Origin of the sequence: Photobacterium salinisoli (assembly GCF_003614885.1) — a bacterium.
GTDB lineage: Bacteria > Pseudomonadota > Gammaproteobacteria > Enterobacterales > Vibrionaceae > Photobacterium > Photobacterium salinisoli.
Genome location: NZ_QZMS01000007.1, coordinates 949,905 through 969,804, shown reverse-complemented (window position 1 = coordinate 969,804; position 19,900 = coordinate 949,905). Strand labels below are relative to the sequence as shown.

Below are 19,900 nucleotides of genomic sequence, written 5' to 3'. Positions count from 1 at the left end.
TGGGAGCTAGTTGATGTCGGGGCTATTCAGCCGGAATAGCGGTCCGCCATTGTTTCCATTCCGGATTGGCCTTTTCGTGAAGCAGAAAGTGCGTTCCGCTTTGAGCTGGCGCGGAAAGAGGCTGACCTTCAGGTGTCGCGAGTGCAATACCACCTCGAATCAGGCTGTCTACAGTACCGGCCTGAATGCTGGCGCCTGTCAGACCGACACTGACATCCAGACCGGATGTGTTCCAAAATACGGTATCTGAACGAACCAGATGCCGGTAATCCGGTTCAATGTGTGCCTCTATCATCACTCTGTCAGCCAGATCACCCAGTGTGACTTTGCTGACCTGGCCCACTTGTATGTCTCTGAATAGCAGGGGGGTACCTGAACGTATTGAAGCGCGTGTGACACTTTCCAGAATAACGGTCAGGCCATTGAAGGTTGCTTTTGCCTGTTCAGATAGCGCGAATGTTTGCCGATAATTTCCTTCACCCGGTTCTACCTCAATGTAGCTGCTGAAAATACTGTCGAGGTTTTTGACGCCAGTGAGATCGACTTTCGGTGTAACCAGCCAGAAGTGCGTTTTATCTTTTGTCAGAGCATCAGCAAACCGGGGAAAAAGGCGCGCATCAATCTGAACCAGACCGGTTTTAAAATCCGGCATCAGCGACAACACTTTACCTACTGTCACCCCTTGATATTTGATATCAGTACCCACAGAAATGCCTTTGGCATGCTCTGCCGTCAGGCTGATTTGTGTGCCAAACTCCTTCGCGTTTTTCAGGCTGCCGAACAACTTGAATTGTTTGCCTACACGGTTGGGGATGCCGTTCATGTTATCGAAAGCAATGCCGCCTTTCAGCAATGACGTGATGGGGTTGGCTTTTATATTGACACCTGACAGGCCTGCTTCGATTTCAACACCGGATTGATCCCAGAAAACGCTGTCTGCTGTCACCAAATGGCGGTACTTATTCTGAATCGATAATTTTATTGCGACACCGTCACGGGTTAACGCATAACCACTGACTTTGCCGACCGGAAGGTTACGGTACAGCACCGGACTGCCTTCGCGCACAGAGGGAAGTGTGTCGGCAAAAAGTTGGACTGTGGTGCTGCCGGATTGCTGGCTGCTGGCCAGTTTAGCAAGTGCCTGACTTGCAAACAGCGGATACTGGCTACGCATTTTCCCTGTGCCTTCAGAGGTAAAAGCAATGCTGTTAGTGATTAACTGATCGGCAGGGGGGACTGAGACATTGATACCGTCTGCACTGATATCGGCCTGAATCCCACCATCAATAAAGAAGCGGCTTTGGCTTCGTACCAGAGAGGTGAACTCGGGTTTGATAATAATATCAAAGCGGACTTTTTCTTTTTCCAGACTGATTTGTTTGACGCTTCCCACGGCCATGCCACGATGTGTCACCTGAGTATTTCTGCTGATCCCCATTTTCTTATCGGCGTACAGATGAATGACGGCAGCCCCGGGACGTTTCTCTTCAAGCTGATCCTGAGTGAATGCCTGGAAGTGCCGGGCAGGTTCACCTTCGCCAGGAATCAACGTCAGATAATTGCCCTTTATCAGGTTACCGATATTACTCACACCTTGTAACGAGAGGTTGGCTTCTTCCAGTAACAAGCTGGTGCCGGATGTCAGTAAATCACTCATGCTAGGTTCAATTGCTGCGTGGGCGATAACACGCTTGCGCTGATGGTCTAAACGTAAATCAGAGATCTGACCAATCTGCAGGCCGCGATACACGATCGGCGCGCCGCCAGCACTGATGTCATTGTCATCAGGTAATTCAACCGTTATTGCGATGCCGCGTCCAGCTGTATTCAGATCAGGGTAAAGGCGGAATAAATGGTTCGGCTGGATAGGAAGACCTTCGTCCGGCGAGTCGAAAGCAATTGCCCCGGCAATCAATGCAGAGAGGCTTTCAAACTGAACATCAACACCATTAAACCCGATATTGGCACTGACACCGCTAACGTTCCAGAAGCGGCTTTTATTGGTCACCAGGTTGGCGTACTGAGGCTGAATCAGGACGTCAATCAACACACGTTTTTTATTGTTGCTAAGGGTGTAGTTATAGACTTCACCAACAGGGATTTTTTTATAGTAAACCTGTGCGCCGATAGAGACAGAACCCAGATCAGGGGCCTGAAGCTGAATGGTGAGTCCTTCCCCTGCGGGGGTTTCGGAGGGTTGACTGTCTAAAGCGTCAAACTCATAGGCAGGCTCACCCTCTCCCGGGAGCAGCGCAATGTAGTTACCTGATACCAGGGCGTCAAGGCCGCTGATGCCGGTAATCGAGGCTTTGGGTTTAACAAGCCAGAACCGCGTGCCTTTGCGTAAAACCTGTACCGCTTCGGGGTAGATATCAGCGGTTACATAGATACTTTGCAGATCATCCGAGAGTTTAACGTCCCGGACCACGCCGACTTCCAGACCCTGATAACGAATCATCGTTCTGCCGGCAACCAGGCCGGCCGCATCGTCAAAATGGATAGTGATCCGCTGACCAGCTTCGCTGACAGCCTGAACCACCAGCCATGCCGCCAGCCCTAAAGCGAGAACAGGTAAAATCCATAATGGCGATATCTGTCTGTCTCTTTTGACGTTCACTGGTTGAGGCTGTTGTGGGCCGACGGGGTTGCCAAAAGGCGGCTGCGGTGGGTATTTACTGTTTGTCATAATTATCCCAAATCAGGCGAGAGTCCAGGCTTTCTGCTGCCAGCATGGTGAGCACGACAACGATCGCAAAGGCAATGGCTCCCGGGCCAGGGGTAAAATCCAGAATCTGGCCGCGATCAATGAGCGTGACCATTAAAGCAATGACGAACAAGTCCATCATTGACCATTTACCGATCCATTGAATGATACGGTAAAGCCTCATTCTGTGTAAGTGATTGATCTTTCTTTTACCGTGGATGCACAGAAGAATAAATGCAAGTCCAAGTATTTTGGCAACGGGCACAACGATACTGGCAAAGAAAATCAGAATGGCGATGCCTTCCATACCTGTATTGATGAGAGACGCGACACCAGTGAGAATAGTGTCTTCAATCCGCTTACCGTTGTTTAAAAATATTGATATCGGGTAGGTGTTAGCCGGGATGATGAAAATAGTCGCTGTGATCAGGTAAGCCCAGGTTTTCTGTATTGAAAACGGTTTACGATAGTGAGTCGGGCTATGGCAGCGCTGACATATATCAGTCTCTTCCTGGCTCAGATGGCAGTTGTCACAGTGTAACTTTAATTCCGAAACTTTATGATCGGTTTCAGGCTGCCAGACTTCCCAGTACCGTTTGACATTGAATCGTGTGAGCATGATGACCATCAGTATTTCCATCATAACCAGGCAAAACAGACCGGGGCCGACATAGATATCGGCATAGTCTTTAACTTTGAAGCAGGCAATGCCCAAGCTGACCAGGAAAACATCAAACATTGCCCAATATTTAAGGTGTTCTATACACCACATTGAGTACTTAAAGAGCCCAAGTTGACGCTTTGCCAGGCCGAGTTGTGCGCCGAGCACCGACAGGAATACCAGCAAAGGCGCGACTGTGCTGCAGAAGAGTATTAACAGCGCAACGATGGGATAATCGGGTGACAACGTCATTGCGCCAGAGGGAATGGTGGCTGGTATCATGACACCGAACAGGCGAATGGTAATTAAAGGATAGAGATGCGCCGGTATGATTAAGATCAAACCGGCAACAGCAAGTGCCAAATCGCCACGTATAGATGGCATGCCGCCACGGTATACACGGGTTTCACAGCGGGGACAAAAAGCGCTTTGTCCCCTGGCGGTTACTTTAGGTGTCAAAAGTAAATCACAACTAGGGCAGAGTCTTACCGTTGACATTGATGTCCATCCTATCTGGAACCATTAACTTGTTGAACTGACATCACTATATTATTTTGAATTGAACCTGGCTACTGTCAGGTTTTGATTGTTAATGTGATGTTCAGAATCACTGGATTGTGCAGTACCGTACAGGGTCTGATACAGACCCGCCGTGTTCACCAGTTCTGTGTGTGTACCCTTCTGGCTTACCTGGCCATCTTCCAACACATAAATGATATCAGCCTGTTTCACCGCAGAGAGCCTGTGAGCCACGATAAGGGTCGTCCGGTCTGCGAGAAAGTGATTTAACGCAGTATGCAGAGCGGCTTCAGTGGCAGTATCCAGTGCAGATGTCGCTTCATCCAGGATGACGAAATCCGGGTTAGTCAGAATCATTCTGGCGATGGCGAGCCGTTGACGCTGCCCCCCTGAAAGGCGGATACCCTGACGGCCAATCTGAGTGTCCAGTCCGTCACTCAGTCGTTGCGTGACATCCGATAGCTGTGCAATTTCAATCGCTTGCCAGAGTTGCTCATCGCTATACTCAGCGCCCAGTGACAGATTATGACGAAGAGTATCATTAAACAGAACAGGTTGTTGCAGCACAACGGCCATTTTTTCCCGAAGCGCCTCGTAACTGACGTCTTCAACAGGATGGCCATTGATCAGTATATCGCCACTGTCTTTTTGATAGATACCAAGGAGTAACTGGATCAATGTGGATTTTCCGCCGCCTGACGCACCCACTAATGCAACGCGTTTTCCTGCGGGTAATGAAAGATTAAGTCCATTCAAAACTTTCTTGTCTTCATCATAGGAAAAGTCTAGATGATTGATATCAATGGCAATTTGCTTATGGCCGGAAAAGGGATCCACTTTGGCCAGGGGACGAACCTCTTCTTCCAGTGCAATAAGCTGGTTCAGGCGCTGCATTGCGGCCGAAGCACCATACCAGGCAAATTGAATGCCCAGCAGTTCCTGAACAGGGCCAAGCATAAACCACAGATAGCCAAATACCGCGAACATCTGGCCTATGGTTAAATCGCTGAACAGTACCATGAGCATGGCCCCGGCGCGAAAGAGTTCGAATCCAATCAAAAACAGAAGGAAGGATATCCGCCCGGCGGCTTCTGACTGCCAGGCGTATTTATCGGCATTGTCGCGGATACCATCAGCATGCTCTTTCAGGTTTTTCAGAAAATCGCGTTCACGGTTTGCGGCTCTGAGCTGATAAATACCATCCAGCGTTTCAACCAGTCGCTGCTGAAATTTCTCGAAGGCTTGGTTTTCTTTACGCTTTAAGTGCTTAACTCGGTTTCCCATTTTTCGTGATGCATAAATCACAACGGGGTTGACCAGAAGAATGAACAGCCCCAGCTCCCAGTTCAGCCACAGCAGCACGACGGCTGTCCCGAGCACAGTCAGCGTACCAATCAGAAAGCGGCTCAGTGTGTCGCCCACAAATTTATCTATGGTTTCAACATCAGTAACCAGATGAGAGGTGATCCCGCCGCTGCCGCGCTCTTCATACTGACGCATGCTTATCCGGCCCAGTTTATCAATCAGGTGCTTGCGCATCTGATAGGTGATGTTTTTGGCGACTAAGGTAAACTGGCGGCTTTGCAGGATATTCAAGGCTTGGCTGGCAGCACGCATGACGACGACCATCAGCAGCACCAGAATGATATAGGCAGCCGGTTGTTGCCAGGCTAACGGCAGGAAATGGTTTAATAAGGCAATTCCCTTTCCCGGCTGATCAAGCAGAATTTCGTCTACCATCAACGGCATCAGCAGTGGAATAGGGACGCTGACCAGTGTGGCAATCAGGGCGATGATATTGGCAGCAATCAGCCTTTTTTTGTGATGTTTTGCTTGCTTTATCAACCATGACCAGTTAATCATTTGATTCGTTGAGCCTTTCACAGTGATAACGATTCCTATTACGATACGAAGGTGCCATTTTAACGGCTATATATGGAGTAAGCCATGGAAAATAAATCTGCATTCTACCGCCGTTTAACCCAACAGGCTGTGGCTATCGTTGACGGTGAACCCGATGTAATTGCTAATATTTCTAATATTAGTGCGTTACTGAACATGGAGTTAGAGGATATTAACTGGGTCGGTTTTTATCTGCTGAAAGATGACCAGTTGGTGTTGGGACCATTTCAGGGTAAACCTGCCTGTGTGCGTATACCCGTTGGCCGTGGTGTTTGTGGTACGGCAATCTCAGAAAACAAAGTTCAGCGAGTAGGTGATGTCCATCAATTTGAGGGACACATAGCCTGCGATGCTGCCAGTAATTCTGAGATCGTGATTCCATTCTCAGTGAAAGGCAAGTTGTACGGCGTGTTGGATATTGATAGCCCAAGTCTGTCAAGATTTGACCAGGAAGATGAAGACGGGCTGGTTTCATTCATTGAGGAACTACAAATTAAGCTCTAATTGCATGCTTTCGGTGGTTTTTCAACATCAGGTAATTATAATAGCCCGCACTTATTGGTTTTATTTAAAAGCACTAACAGCGAGGTACTCTCGCTTTGTCAGGAAAGTCCATGGAAAACTCTGAAAAGTTAACGAACAGTAAAGAAGTGATTGCCTATATTGCAGAGCAATTCCCGAATTGTTTTACTGTTGAAGGTGAAGCTAAGCCATTAAAAATTGGTATCTTCCAAGACCTAGCTGAACGACTGAGCGATGATCCTAAAGTCAGTAAAACTCAGTTGCGAGCCGCACTTCGTCAGTACACTTCTTCTTGGCGTTATCTTCATGGTGTTAAAGCAGGCGCTAGCCGCATTGACCTTGATGGCAATGAGTGTGGTGTGTTAGAACAGGAACACGTCGATCACGCGCAAAAGGCGTTGGAAGAAAGTAAAGCAAAAGTTCGCGCCCGTCGTAAAGAGCAGGCAGCGGCTAAAGCGGCCGCTGAAGGTGATGCTAAGCCAAAGAAAGCTCGGGAAAAATCACCTAGACCTAGAAACGTTAAGCAAAAAACGTCTAAGCTAGATAAGAAGCCGGTAGAAACAACACGTGCTTTATCTTCTGATGAAGTGACAGTGGGTAAAGATGTCAGTGTCAATATGGGCAATGGCAACATGCCGGCAACCATTGTAGAAATTAATAAGGACGATGTGCGTGTCCGTCTGACTAATGGCCTGACCATGGTTGTGAAAGCGGAGCACCTGCGTTCATAAAGGAGAATGCTCGACGTATGAAATGTCGATTCCGTTTCTCACTGATTGCTGCCGGTATCGTGCTGGCAGCATCAGCTCAGGCCTTGGAAGCCACACATACACAAAGTGAATTGCCTGTTTTGACTCCAGAAAAACAGCATGCGACCGCCAGTAAGCGTGTAGCCTCACGGTTTACCCGATCTCACTATCGCCAGTTCTCACTTGATGATCAATTTTCAGCCAACATTTTCGATCGTTACCTGGAAATGCTGGACTTCAACAAAAGCTTCCTCACACAATCTGATATCAGACAGTTTGAACAGTGGAAATATCAGCTTGATGACCAGCTAAAAAGAGGCGAAACAACAGCAGCTTACGATATCTTCAACACGGTATTGAAGCGTCGGTTTGATCGTTACCAATATGCGCTGACCCTGCTGGACAAACCTATGTCTTTCAATGTCAACGAAGACATAGTGGTTGATCGTTCAGAAATGCCGTGGCCGAAGGACAGGGCAGAGCTGAATGAAATTTGGCGTGAACGTGTCAAATCTGACGAGCTGAATCTTAAGCTGGCAGGCAAAGAGTGGAAAGACATCCAGGAAACCTTGAGTAAACGTTACAACAATGCGTTGAAGCGCCTTACTCAAAGTCACAGTGAAGATGTATTTCAGCTTTATATGAATGCATTTGCGCGAGAAGTTGACCCACATACCAGTTACCTTTCTCCTCGCAGCGCTGAACAGTTCCAGTCAGAGATGAACCTGTCTCTGGAAGGGATTGGTGCTGTGCTTCAGGTGGATGATGAATTCACTGTTATTCGTTCTTTAGTGGCTGGTGGCCCGGCATCAAATTCTAAAAAACTGTCTGCAGGAGACCGTATTATCGGTGTCGCTCAGGATGGTAAAGAAATGGTCGATGTGGTCGGTTGGCGGCTGGATGATGTAGTACAGCTGATCAAAGGGCCGAAGGGCAGCAAGGTTCGCCTGGAGATTCTTCCGGAGGGAGTCAATGCCAAAAGCTACAGTGTCACTATCGTCCGGGATAAAATCCGTCTGGAAGACAGGGCTGCCAAGTCGTCTGTAGAAACGTACAAAGGTCGCAAAATTGGTGTCCTTGAAATCCCGAGTTTTTATGTAGGTCTTTCTGAAGATACCAAGAAAGAGCTGGCGAAATTAAACCAGCAACAGGTTGACGGTATTGTTATTGACTTACGCAACAACGGTGGTGGTGCGTTAACGGAAGCGACGGCATTAACCGGTCTGTTTATTAATAGTGGTCCGGTAGTCCAGGTGCGTGATAGTTACGGTCGCGTAAAAGTGAATGGTGATTCTGATGATCGCGTTTACTTTGATAGCCCGTTAACTGTGCTGATCAACCGTTACAGTGCGTCTGCATCTGAGATTTTTGCCGCGGCAATGCAAGATTACGGTCGTGCCGTTATTATCGGCGAACAGTCATTTGGTAAGGGTACGGTTCAGCAACACCGATCTTTGAATCATATCTATGATCTGTTCGATAAACCGTTAGGTCACGTTCAGTACACGATTCAGAAGTTCTACCGCATAAATGGCGGCAGTACGCAGAATCTGGGTGTTGTACCGGATATCAGTTTCCCGACGGCTATTGACCCTGCAGATACTGGCGAAAGTGTAGAAGATAATGCTCTGCCGTGGGACAGTATCAAACCCGCGGGTTATCAGAAGCTGTATGACTTCTCTCCATTATTACCTTCGTTACGCGCTCAACACGAGCAACGTATTAAGAGCGATATGGAGTTTGGCTTTATTTTCGATGACATAGCCAAGTACAACGCAGAGAAAGATAAAAATGCCTTATCTCTGAACGAGAGCAAGCGGCGTTCTGAGCAGAATCAGGATGAGAAAGAGCGTTTGGATCGCCTGAATGCACGTCAGAAAGCGTTAGGTGAGAAGCCTTTCATTGCATTGAAAGATGTGCCTAAAGATTATGAGGCGCCTGATGCTTATCTGGATGAGGCTGTTGCAATCACGGCTGATTTAGTTCGGGAAGAACAAAGCTAAAGTGATTAAGGTTTCATAGCGATACGAAAAAAAACGGCGCGTTCTGCGCCGTTTTTCTTTTTATAACAGCACGTTAGTTACTTTTTGAACAAGGCTGATGTTCATGTCTGGCAATGTCTCATAGTTGAAACAAGCTGTTGAATACTTATGACAAGTATCACATTCGCGCGCGGGACACTCCAATGAGGGCTAATTTGATAGAAGGGGCTGATACTTCTTAGGGGTACTATCATGCTGCGAGCCGTTCTTCTGTCATTTGTTCTCAGTGTTTTTACATGGAGCAATACTGCAGCAGCCGATGAGCTGACTGAATTTGATTATCCGCTGTTGCTTGGAGATTGGTACTGGTTCAGTACTACCGAGGAAGGGGTGGAGAGTGAGGGAATCAATTACCGTGCGATGAATATTAAGTTCAATTCGTCTTATCATTTTAAAGTGCGTCTGCTTCGTACCGACGGACTGATTGACGAGTGGGGCGGTAACTACGATATTGATGAAACGACGCTTACCATGAACTCCATCAATCAGCCTTCCCAGCAGCATGAATATGTGTTGAGTTATAACCAGTTTCTTTTAGACGGTGCCCGTTTTACTAAGTTGGCGCCTGAAAATTTACCGGGTCAATGGCGTTCTTCCGCGATAGGCGGTAAGGACGTAGATAATAGTGTGTCTGAGCTGAAGCTATCGCTGCGTCCGGATTTCTTATTCTCCGCTCAGGTAATAGGAAAAAACGGAAAGCGTAAAGATCATAAGGGCATCTACTACCTGGAAGATGACAGGATTGTGCTGATTTATGAAGATGGCCAGCACGACAGCCATTTTAAGCTGGGCGGAGACAATACGTTAACCCTGACAAATAAACAGTTTGGTATGGAAGCTGTGATGCAGCGTCAATAAACACCTTATCTATCTGTAAAATTGTAAAAAGTTACCCTGTAATGTGAAGAGAGGCTTTCGCCTCTCTTTTTATTTGTCTGCGGTATTACTGTTTATTCAACTCAGTCATTGGCCAGCTTGAAAGCTTCGCGAAGTTGGTCCAGATACGCTTCATCCTGACAGATACTTTTTCCGGGTTCATCTGAAATTTTGGCAACTGGCCGACCTTCACATTCGGTCAGTTTCAGTACGATGTTTAAGGTATCTACATCTGGCAGGTCACATGTCATATTCGTCCCTATACCAAAACTGATTTGGATGCGTTGAGAGAAGTGCTGATAGATCTCCAGTGCACGCTCTAACGTCAGGCTGTCGGAAAACACCAGTGTTTTGCTTTTTGGATCAATACCCAGCGACTGATAATGCGTTATGGCTTTTTCACCCCATGCAATCGGGTCACCACTGTCATGACGGAGACCACTGAAGCGCTTTGAAAGGCGTAAATCAAAATCACGCAAAAATGCATCCATGTTAATACAGTCGGTTAAGGCGATACCTAATGAGTCCGGGTATTCCTGAAGCCAACGGTTCAGTGCTAATTGTTGAGAATCAGCCAGTTCACCGGCCAGTTGTTGGTGAGCCTGGAACCATTCGTGGGCCTGGGTACCAAAAGGGGTCAAGTGGCGTGTACGGGCCAGATGGTAGTTTGAAGTGCCGCTGAACTGGGGGAAATGCTCTTTCAGGTGATCGACAACGGCGTAGTGTACCTCTTTTGAAAAGCGGCGGCGGGTCCCAAAATCAACCAGAGAAAAATCGCTAATGTCTGTATCCGCCGCCAGCGAATGAAAATGGGATAATTTGTGCTTGAGTTGAACAATCGCATCGGCAGGTGAGGCATCAGCATAGCGATGTCGACAGCGGGTCTCGCAGACAATGGCAAGCAAGGGAACTTCCCACAAGATGATATCCAGCCATTTACCTTCTATGCGTATAGTGAGCTGTTCATCGTTTTGACCTATGATGACCTGCGCGGGATCAAGGCGAAACTGGCTTAAATAGGCCAGATAGTCTTGCTGAAAGAATGGCAATGTGGATAAGTAGTCAATTTCTTCTGCACTAAACCGCAGCTCACCCAGGTGAGCAACTTGTCTTTTGATTTCAGCCAGGTAAGGCCTGAGATCTTCACCACTGCGACAGCGAAACTCAGCGGCAGCGTTTACATCTGGGTAGAGGTGAAAAATCGCTTGCTGCATGTGGAGTTTATACGCATCGGTATCAAGCAGTGAATCAATGATCCAAGGTTGCATAGTGTGGTTCATATTGCAGAGTCATTCCTGTTAAAGAGGCTAAAATCAATGTATTGGAGTAAAGGAGGTTGTACGACAGTGTCATTGTTACGCGACGCGACACAGGTAACAATAGATAAAGATAAGATTTTCACCTCAAGTGCTATCTGCTAACATTTTGTATTAACACAGTGTAAAGACTATTGGCGACCAATTATACGTATTCACATAAAGTATAGTTGATGCGATTTCAAGAATTCTTGTCTTACCCAGAACCGCGTGTATATGGCACATGCATCACGCTGACTTTACCTGCTCCATACCCGCTATCATAACCTGAAGCTGGGGTATGCAAATTTTCCAGTTCCGCAAACAATGTTTCATCGATTGAAAAGATCGAATCTTGTTCGTTGTTTGGTGGCAACTGCCAATATGGATGATGAAGGAAGGACTTTATGGCCGATCAACCGAATGTTGCTCAACCGACTGCTAAGTACCGTGCTGATTATACTGCACCCGATTTTACGATTACCGATATTGATCTGGTGTTTGATCTGCAAGACACCGCGACCCGCGTTGTTGCTGTCAGTAAAGTGAAGCAACTCACTAAAGGTGTGACGTCACTTGAACTAGATGGCGATGATTTGGTTCTGCGTCGGCTGGAAATCAATGGTGAAACCTGGCAGCACTATGAAGAGACGGCAGATGGCCTGCTGATTCGTCAATTGCCTGAAGCGTTTGAACTCACCATTGAAACAGAAATTAACCCGGAAGCAAACACCGCGCTTGAAGGTCTGTATAAATCTGGTGGTGGCTTCTGCACTCAGTGTGAGGCGGAAGGTTTTCGGCGCATTACGTTTTATCAGGACCGCCCGGATGTACTGGCTCGTTTCACCACCAAAGTGATCGCAGATAAAGCCAGCTTCCCGTATTTGCTGAGTAATGGTAATAAAGTGGCAAGCGGTGAGCTGGAAAATGGCCGTCATTGGGTTCAATGGCAGGATCCGTATCCAAAGCCTTGCTACCTGTTTGCCTTGGTGGCCGGTGACTTTGATGTGTTGCGGGACAATTATAAAACCGTAAGCGGTCGTGACGTTGAGCTGGAGATCTTTGTCGATAAGGGCAACCTGGATCGTGCCGAGCACGCCATGCAATCGCTCATAAATTCCATGAAGTGGGATGAAGAGCGGTTTGGCCTCGAATATGACCTGGATATCTATATGGTCGTTGCTGTTGATTTCTTCAACATGGGGGCAATGGAAAACAAAGGGCTGAATATCTTCAACTCCAAATATGTACTGGCGAATCCGGCCACGGCTACTGACACGGACTATCTGGGAATTGAGGCGGTTATTGGTCATGAGTATTTCCACAATTGGACCGGTAACCGTATTACATGTCGGGACTGGTTCCAGCTCAGTCTGAAAGAAGGGTTGACTGTATTTCGGGATCAGGAGTTTTCATCGGATCTGGGCTCTCGTCCGGTTAACCGAATCAACAACGTCCGTATTATGCGCGGACCACAATTTGCTGAAGACCGCGGTCCGATGTCGCATCCTATCCGACCTGAAAAAGTCATTGAGATGAATAACTTCTACACCCTGACAGTGTATGAAAAGGGCAGTGAAGTGATCCGAATGATGCACACGCTGCTGGGCGAAGCAGGTTTCCAGGCTGGCATGAAACTGTATGTTGAACGTCATGACGGAACAGCAGCGACATGTGACGATTTTGTGCTGGCGATGGAAGAGGCTTCTGGTGTTGACTTGAGTCAGTTCCGTTTATGGTATAGCCAGTCTGGTACACCGATTGTAAAAGTCAGTACCGAATATGATGCCGGCAAGAAACGTTACCTTGTCACGATAAAACAGCATACGGCGCCTACAGCCGGGCAAAAAGAGAAGCTGCCTCTGCATATTCCGTTTGATATTGAACTTTATGACAGCAAAGGTCAGGTCATTGAGTTACGGTGTAACGGCAAGAGTGTTCATCATGTGCTGAATGTCACTGAATCTGAGCAGACGTTTGAATTTGATCAGGTGAATGAGCAGCCTGTAATTTCCATGTTACGTGAATTCTCGGCGCCTGTTGTGCTGGAGTACGATTACAGTGACCAGGAACTGGTATTTCTGATGACGTATGCACGCAATGAGTTTGCGCGCTGGGATGCCGGTCAGATGCTGCTGGCAAAATATATTCGCAGTAATGTGGCCGCGGTACAAACGGGGAAAGAAGTGGTTTTCCCTGAAAACGTGGTAGATGCATTCCGCGGAGCTTTACTGGACGAAAAACTCGATCCTGCCTTTATTGCCGAAATGCTGACTCTGCCCAGCGAAAATGAAGTGGCTGGCTGGTATGACGTTGTTGATGTCGATGCAATACATACTGTACTCGGACAACTTGAAAAGCTCCTGGCGACAGAGTTGGAAGATGAACTGACTGCTATTTATCATTCACTGAAGCAAGCCAGCTATAGTATTGAGCATGACGCAATGGCCAAGCGCGCGTTGCGCAATCGCTGCCTCGCTTATCTGGCATTGACAGAGCAGGGTGAAAAACTGGTGTCGGCTCAGTATGAAACGGCCGACAATATGACTGATACTATGGCTGCTATGTCAGCGGCTAATGAAGCACAACTGGCCTGCCGCGAAGTGCAGATGGCTGATTTCAGCAACAAGTGGAGCCATGACGGGCTGGTCATGGACAAGTGGTTTATTCTTCAGGGTAAGAACCCGGCGGTAAACTCTCTGGCCAATGTTCGTAAAACTATGCAGCATCCTGCATTTAGTCTGAAGAACCCGAACCGTACACGCAGCCTGGTGGCAAGCTTTTGCGCCAATAACCCGGTTAGATTCCATGCGAAAGACGGCAGTGGCTATCGTTTCCTGACTGAGATACTGACAGCCTTGAATACGTCGAACCCGCAACTGGCTTCACGCCTGATTGAGCCTTTCCTCAAGTACCGTCTGTACGATGAGGAACGCCAGGCATTGATGCGTGCCGAGCTGGAGAAATTGGCCGGCTTGGACAATCTGGCGAGAGATTTGTTTGAGAAAGTGGAAAAAGCACTTGAACAATAAAGCAAGTCTGTTTTAATCAGAAGGCTCCCTCTGGGAGCCTTTCTTTTTTTACCAACTTTATTTGACCTACAGGCTTGTTTGCATGAAGAGATACACCTTTTCAGTCAACATACCCTATCACACTTACCTGCAGCATTACTCTGGTGCTGCCAGCTCAGTGCTGGTTCACACCGATGAGGGCCTCCGGTTGCAACTCCCGGCCGTCAGACTTCGTCCTTTCCTCAGTCAGTTAGGAATTAAAGGGCGTTTTCGGGTGGTAGTCAGCGCAGAAAACCGATTTGAAAAGTTGGAGAAAATCGCTTAAAACCTGTCTTTAGTCGGAAATTAACAAATATCCTACATAATTATGCGAATCTGGTTTTTTTATCTATTGCGAATAAAGTATTTTATATCAGGTTGTCAGCAATACTGATTAGTTTCACGGCTAGAAAAAAAGTCATATTTTTAGATGGTTAGACCAAAAAGTGCGTGTAACAGCAAGTTATCGCATTGGAATTTTTGTCTGTCGTCGGGCCGCCAGTCAAAACATCTACCTTAGTCACATATTCGATTTTTTCTTCAAAAACCAGAGTAATTAACGTAACCATTTGGCAACAAAACCCCCTACAATAGCTTTCGAGTCAACAATACCTCGCCAGAGAGAAGTTTTTTAGCGCTGAACTCGGGGCGTCGTTATAAAACCCTATACTAGATTGATAAAAGTAATAACGATGGAGCATCTGCTATGACCGCACCTGACACAATAGTGCCGGTACTGCTTGAAAAAGTGTATGGCTTAATCCAGGACAAGATAGAATCCCCTCAGCAGTCATTAGTCGAAGTGTTTGCTCAGCGATTGTTAGGACAACTGGCAGATGATGATCTGCTTCAACGGAATGAATCTGATTTGTATGGTGCAGTACTTAGCCTCTGGCACCATCTAGTGCAAAACAAACCTGACCAAATTTCTGTTCGAGTTTATAACCCGACATTGAGTCGATATGGCTGGCAGTCAACCCACACGGTAGTGGAGATTGTGATGCCGGATCATCCATTTCTGGTCGACTCAGTCCGAATGACATTAAACCGTCTGGGTATTGCCAGTCATTTGATGTTCAATGGCCCGTATTTCTTCAAGCGAGATGATCAAGGGGTGATCATTGAAGCATGTGGAGAATCCGGAGATCTGCAAACCTTGTTCCATATCGAGGTTGACCGTCTCGCTGAGAAAGCAGAGATGGATGCACTGAAAAACGAACTTGAGCAAGTCCTGCAAGATATTGAGCTGGTGGTCAATGACTGGCAAGCCATGCAGAGCAAAATGCTAGAGATTGCAGAAGAACTCAAATCTGCCACATTGCCGGTAGAAAAGAGCCATCGCGAGGAAGCGATTGAGTTTCTGGAGTGGGTAACCCGCCATAATTTCACGTTCATGGGCTACCACCAATACGATTTGGTGCCAGTGAAAGGTGACTTCGAATTACGTCCGTGTGACGAAAAAGGTCTGGGACTGCTGAGTAAATCAGGAAAAGCCCGTTCACTTATGCTTTCTGACCTGCCTGAATCTGCACGTGTTGAAGCGAGAAAACCAAACTTACTGATTCTGACCAAGAGCAACGGTAAGTCGAAGATTCACCGTCCTGCTTATATTGATTACATCGGTATTAAACGTCTGGATAAAGACGGCAATGTTATCGGTGAGCATCGCTTCACGGGGCTGTATGCAGCAACGGCTTATCATCAGACTGCGATGAACATTCCGCTGATCCGCAATAAAGTGGTTCGTATACTGAAGAGCAGTGGCTATTCAGAGGGCTCACATTCCTGGAAAGCGATGAATAATATCCTGGAAACTTATCCGCGTGATGAGTTGTTCCAGGCCAGCGAAAAAGAAATGCAGGATGTGGCCAGCGGTGTGGTAAGAATGCAGGATCGTGATCTTCTGCGTTTGTTTGTTCGACGAGATCCTTTCGGTCGCTTCTTCTCTTGCATGGTTTATGTCACCCGCGAGCGTTATAACACCGAACTGCGTATTAAGACTCAGAAAATTTTCCAAGAGTATTTTGGCTCTAAACAAAACGTGGATTTCACCACTTTCTTCTCAGAGAGCCCACTAGCGAGAACTCATTATATTGTGCGTGTAGATAACAACAACTTTGATGTAGATGTAAAAGCGATCGAACGTAATCTGGTCGAAGCGGCAGCTTCCTGGGAAGATCGTTTAATTGATTCACTGATCTCAAACTTCGGTGAGAATCAGGGAACCCCTCTGGCGAAAAACTACGCCCGTGCCTTCCCGCGTTCTTACAAAGAACAAATGCTACCAGGTTCTGCGGTAGCAGATATTGAGCTGCTGGAAAGCCTGAGCGAAGACAATAAGCTGGGCATGCTGTTCTACCGTCCGCAGGAAGTGGCAACAGATTCTCGTTTTGTGAAGCTGAAACTTTACCATCGTGATGAGCCAATCCATCTGTCAGATGTGATGCCGATGCTGGAAAACCTTGGCTTGCGTGTGATCGGTGAATCGCCATACGAGATCGTTACAGCGAACGGAACCGTATTCTGGATCCTCGACTTTGCAATGCTGGTGAATGGTTGCAACGACATTGATCTGAGCGATGCACGAGATCGATTCCAGGAAGCGTTTGCTGCTATCTGGCACAGTGAACTGGAAAGCGATGGTTTTAACCGTCTTCTGTTTTGTGCAGAACTGACCGGCCGTGAAATCACTATTGTTCGAAGCTACGCACGCTATATGCGTCAGGTTGGCTTCCCATTCAGTCAGCAATATATTGAAGATACGCTGGCGAACCATGCAGATTTGGCGCGTGATCTGGTCGATCTGTTTGCCTTGCGTTTTGATCCGGCAACGAAGTTCAGTGCAAAAGCTGAAGAAGCACTGATCACTAAGATGAATGAAAAGCTGGAAGAAGTCGAAAGCCTGGATGACGATCGTATTATCCGTCGTTACATGGAAATGATTCTGGCTACCCAGCGTACCAACTATTACCAGACTGATGAAGAAGGCCAGCCAAAGCCATGGTTGTCACTGAAACTGCGCCCGTCTGAAATTTCGGAAATTCCGGCACCTGTACCTTTCTTTGAGATCTTCGTTTACGCGCCAGACATTGAAGGTGTGCATCTGCGTGGTGGTAAAGTTGCCCGTGGTGGCTTGCGCTGGTCAGACCGCCAGGAAGATTTCCGTACCGAAATCCTGGGCCTGGTTAAAGCACAGCAGGTGAAGAACACCGTTATCGTACCCGTGGGTGCAAAAGGCGGATTCGTTTGTAAGCGTCAGCCGCAAATGACAACCCGTGAGGAAATTCTGGCTGAAGGTCAACGCTGCTACAAGCGCTTCATTCGTGCACTGCTGGATGTGACGGATAATATCATCGAAGGTGAAATTGTTTATCCAAGCAATGTTGTTCGCCATGATGAGGACGACCCGTATCTGGTTGTTGCTGCCGATAAAGGTACTGCGACATTCTCGGATCTGGCTAACTCGGTATCGGCAGATTATAACTTCTGGCTGGGTGATGCTTTTGCTTCTGGTGGCTCTAACGGTTACGACCACAAGAAAATGGGTATCACAGCAAAAGGTGGCTGGGAATCAGTTAAGCGTCACTTCCGTGAACTGGGTATTGACTGCCAGACAACAGATTTCACCTGTGCTGGTGTCGGTGATATGGCCGGCGACGTATTCGGTAATGGTATGTTGCTGTCTAAACATACTCGCTTGGTTGCAGCCTTTAACCACATGCACATCTTCCTGGATCCAAACCCAGATTCAGCCTCCAGCTGGGAAGAGCGTAACCGTCTGTTCAATCTCCCTCGTTCAAGCTGGGAAGATTATGATGCCAGCCTGATCTCTGAAGGTGGCGGTGTATTCTCGCGTCGCAGCAAGTCTATTAAGCTGTCGCCACAAATTCAGAAACTCTTAGGCACGCGTAAGCAAAGCCTGACACCAAACGAAGTGATCAAGTTGATCCTGACAATGGAAGTGGATCTGTTGTGGAACGGCGGAATTGGTACTTATGTGAAGGCTGCCAGTGAAACTCATGCTGATGTTGGCGACCGTGCTAATGATGGCCTGCGTGTCAATGGCGGTGAGTTACGCGCCAAGATCGTTGGTGAAGGCGGTAACCTGGGTATGACTCAGCTGGGTCGTGTCGAGTTTGCGATCAATGGCGGACGAGTTAATACAGACTTCATCGATAACGTGGGTGGCGTAGACTGCTCTGATAACGAAGTGAATATTAAGATCCTGCTTAATGGTCTGGTTGCTGCGGGTGATCTGACCTATAAGCAACGTAACCTTCTGCTAGAACAGATGGAAGACGAAGTCGGCGAAATCGTACTGGATGATGCGTACACGCAAAGTGAGTCTATTTCTGTGACTCAGCATCAGAGCGTACAGTTACTGAAAGAACAGATCCGTTTCATTCATCACCTGGAGAAAGAAGGTAAGCTGGATCGTGGCCTGGAGTATCTTCCTGATGACGATACACTGGCTGAGCGCGAGAAAGACGGCATTGGTCTGACGCGTCCTGAGCTGGCCGTACTGGTAGCATACGGAAAGATGGTACTGAAAGAAGAGCTGGTCACTGAAGAGATCACTGAAGATCCTTATCACAACCGTCTGCTGCCGGCATATTTCCCGAAAGCACTGCAGGAAAAGTATCGCACTCAGATGGAACATCATCCTCTGAAAGGAGAGTTGATTGCAACATCACTGGCTAACCAGATGTCAAACGAGATGGGTTGTAACTTTGTCACCCGTTTGCAGGAAGAGACTGGTTCGACAGTGGCGGAAATTTCGTCTGCATACTCTGTTGGCCGCGATGTGTTTGGTTTTGAGCAGTTCTTCGAGCAAATCCGCGAACTGGACAATAAGGTTCCTGCGCATATCCAGTACGAGATGATGTATCGTTGCCGTCGTATGCTGCGTCGTATTACTCGCTGGTTCTTACGTAACCGCGATCGTAAGATGGGTATTGAAGAGCAAATTGCGTTCTATCAGCCAACGCTGAATAACCTGCGTGATAACCTGGAGCAGTACCTGGTAGCTGAAGAAGTGCAGGAGCATGATGATCAGGCGAACAGCATGATCAACGAAGGTGTCCCAGCACAGCTTGCACACAATATTGCTCGCCTCAGCAGCCTGTATTCAGCCATGGATATTGCGCAGAGTGCGAAAGAGCTGAACAAAGATGTTGGTTTCATTGCTCGTGTTTACTTTGTGCTTGGCGCACAGTTGTCTCTGCACTGGTTCCTGCAACAGGTTCATAATCAGCCGGTAGAAAACCATTGGCAGGCACTGGCTCGTGCTTCTTTCCGTGAAGATTTGGATTGGCAGCAACGTCAGCTCACATCTGCCGTCATCGGAGCAGGCAAGGGGAATGAAAAACCTGAAACGCTGATTGAGATGTGGATTGAGCATCATCACTCCGCCATTCAACGTTGGGAAAGTGTACTTGCTGAATTCAAGGTGGGTACAGCCCATGAATTTGCAAAATTCTCCGTTGCAATGCGTGAATTGGTGCTATTAAATTTGAATTGCAAACCAAATCAGTGAATAATCTAGCCCCGTTTATACGGGGCTTTTTTTAAGGAGGTATA

The 19,900-nt window shown here is 47.5% G+C and carries 11 protein-coding genes; 7 read left to right on the top strand and 4 right to left on the bottom strand.

What is annotated here, in order from left to right:
• Window positions 1-22: 22 nt before the first annotated feature.
• The 3 genes from D6M16_RS05030 to D6M16_RS05020 are packed head-to-tail and all read right to left on the bottom strand — an operon-like array spanning window position 23 to window position 5,747.
• Complete coding sequence (locus D6M16_RS05030) at window positions 23-2,686, bottom strand: MlaD family protein (RefSeq protein WP_120510848.1); 2,664 nt, start codon at window positions 2,684-2,686, stop codon at window positions 23-25.
• Window positions 2,673-3,863, bottom strand: a complete 1,191-nt coding sequence (locus D6M16_RS05025; RefSeq protein WP_120510847.1) for a paraquat-inducible protein A — start codon at window positions 3,861-3,863, stop codon at window positions 2,673-2,675. The genes D6M16_RS05030 and D6M16_RS05025 overlap by 14 nt, the downstream gene beginning before the upstream one ends.
• Window positions 3,864-3,914: 51 nt before the next feature.
• Window positions 3,915-5,747, bottom strand: a complete 1,833-nt coding sequence (locus D6M16_RS05020; RefSeq protein ID WP_120510846.1) for an ABC transporter ATP-binding protein — start codon at window positions 5,745-5,747, stop codon at window positions 3,915-3,917.
• Between the two features lie 84 nt (window positions 5,748-5,831).
• On the opposite strand from D6M16_RS05020, the gene D6M16_RS05015 reads away from it, so the two are divergent.
• From D6M16_RS05015 to D6M16_RS05000, 4 genes are all read left to right on the top strand, one after another.
• Window positions 5,832-6,290 carry a GAF domain-containing protein gene (locus tag D6M16_RS05015; RefSeq protein WP_120510845.1) on the top strand — a complete coding sequence of 153 codons (459 nt, stop codon included), beginning with the start codon at window positions 5,832-5,834 and terminating at the stop codon, window positions 6,288-6,290.
• Between the two features lie 110 nt (window positions 6,291-6,400).
• Entirely contained in the window at window positions 6,401-7,039 is a 639-nt protein-coding gene (gene proQ, locus D6M16_RS05010) for an RNA chaperone ProQ (protein ID WP_120510844.1), read from the top strand.
• Between the two features lie 17 nt (window positions 7,040-7,056).
• Complete coding sequence (gene prc / locus D6M16_RS05005) at window positions 7,057-9,060, top strand: carboxy terminal-processing peptidase (protein WP_120510843.1); 2,004 nt, start codon at window positions 7,057-7,059, stop codon at window positions 9,058-9,060.
• 231 nt (window positions 9,061-9,291) lie between these two features.
• Complete coding sequence (locus D6M16_RS05000; RefSeq protein ID WP_120510842.1) at window positions 9,292-9,957, top strand: lipocalin family protein; 666 nt, start codon at window positions 9,292-9,294, stop codon at window positions 9,955-9,957.
• A 101-nt stretch (window positions 9,958-10,058) separates the two neighbouring features.
• On the opposite strand, the gene pncB is transcribed toward D6M16_RS05000, so the two are convergent.
• A complete protein-coding gene (gene pncB, locus D6M16_RS04995; RefSeq protein ID WP_120510841.1) occupies window positions 10,059-11,255 on the bottom strand; it encodes a nicotinate phosphoribosyltransferase in 1,197 nt (398 codons plus the stop codon).
• A 422-nt stretch (window positions 11,256-11,677) separates the two neighbouring features.
• Between pncB and pepN the strand changes: the two genes are divergently transcribed.
• From pepN to D6M16_RS04980, 3 genes are all read left to right on the top strand, one after another.
• Window positions 11,678-14,302 (top strand): aminopeptidase N, encoded by a 2,625-nt coding sequence (gene pepN, locus D6M16_RS04990; protein WP_120510840.1) that lies wholly within the window; start codon window positions 11,678-11,680, stop codon window positions 14,300-14,302.
• 82 nt (window positions 14,303-14,384) lie between these two features.
• Window positions 14,385-14,606, top strand: a complete 222-nt coding sequence (locus D6M16_RS04985; protein WP_027252199.1) for a DUF2835 domain-containing protein — start codon at window positions 14,385-14,387, stop codon at window positions 14,604-14,606.
• 420 nt (window positions 14,607-15,026) lie between these two features.
• Complete coding sequence (locus D6M16_RS04980; RefSeq protein ID WP_120510839.1) at window positions 15,027-19,856, top strand: NAD-glutamate dehydrogenase; 4,830 nt, start codon at window positions 15,027-15,029, stop codon at window positions 19,854-19,856.
• Window positions 19,857-19,900 lie beyond the last annotated feature (44 nt).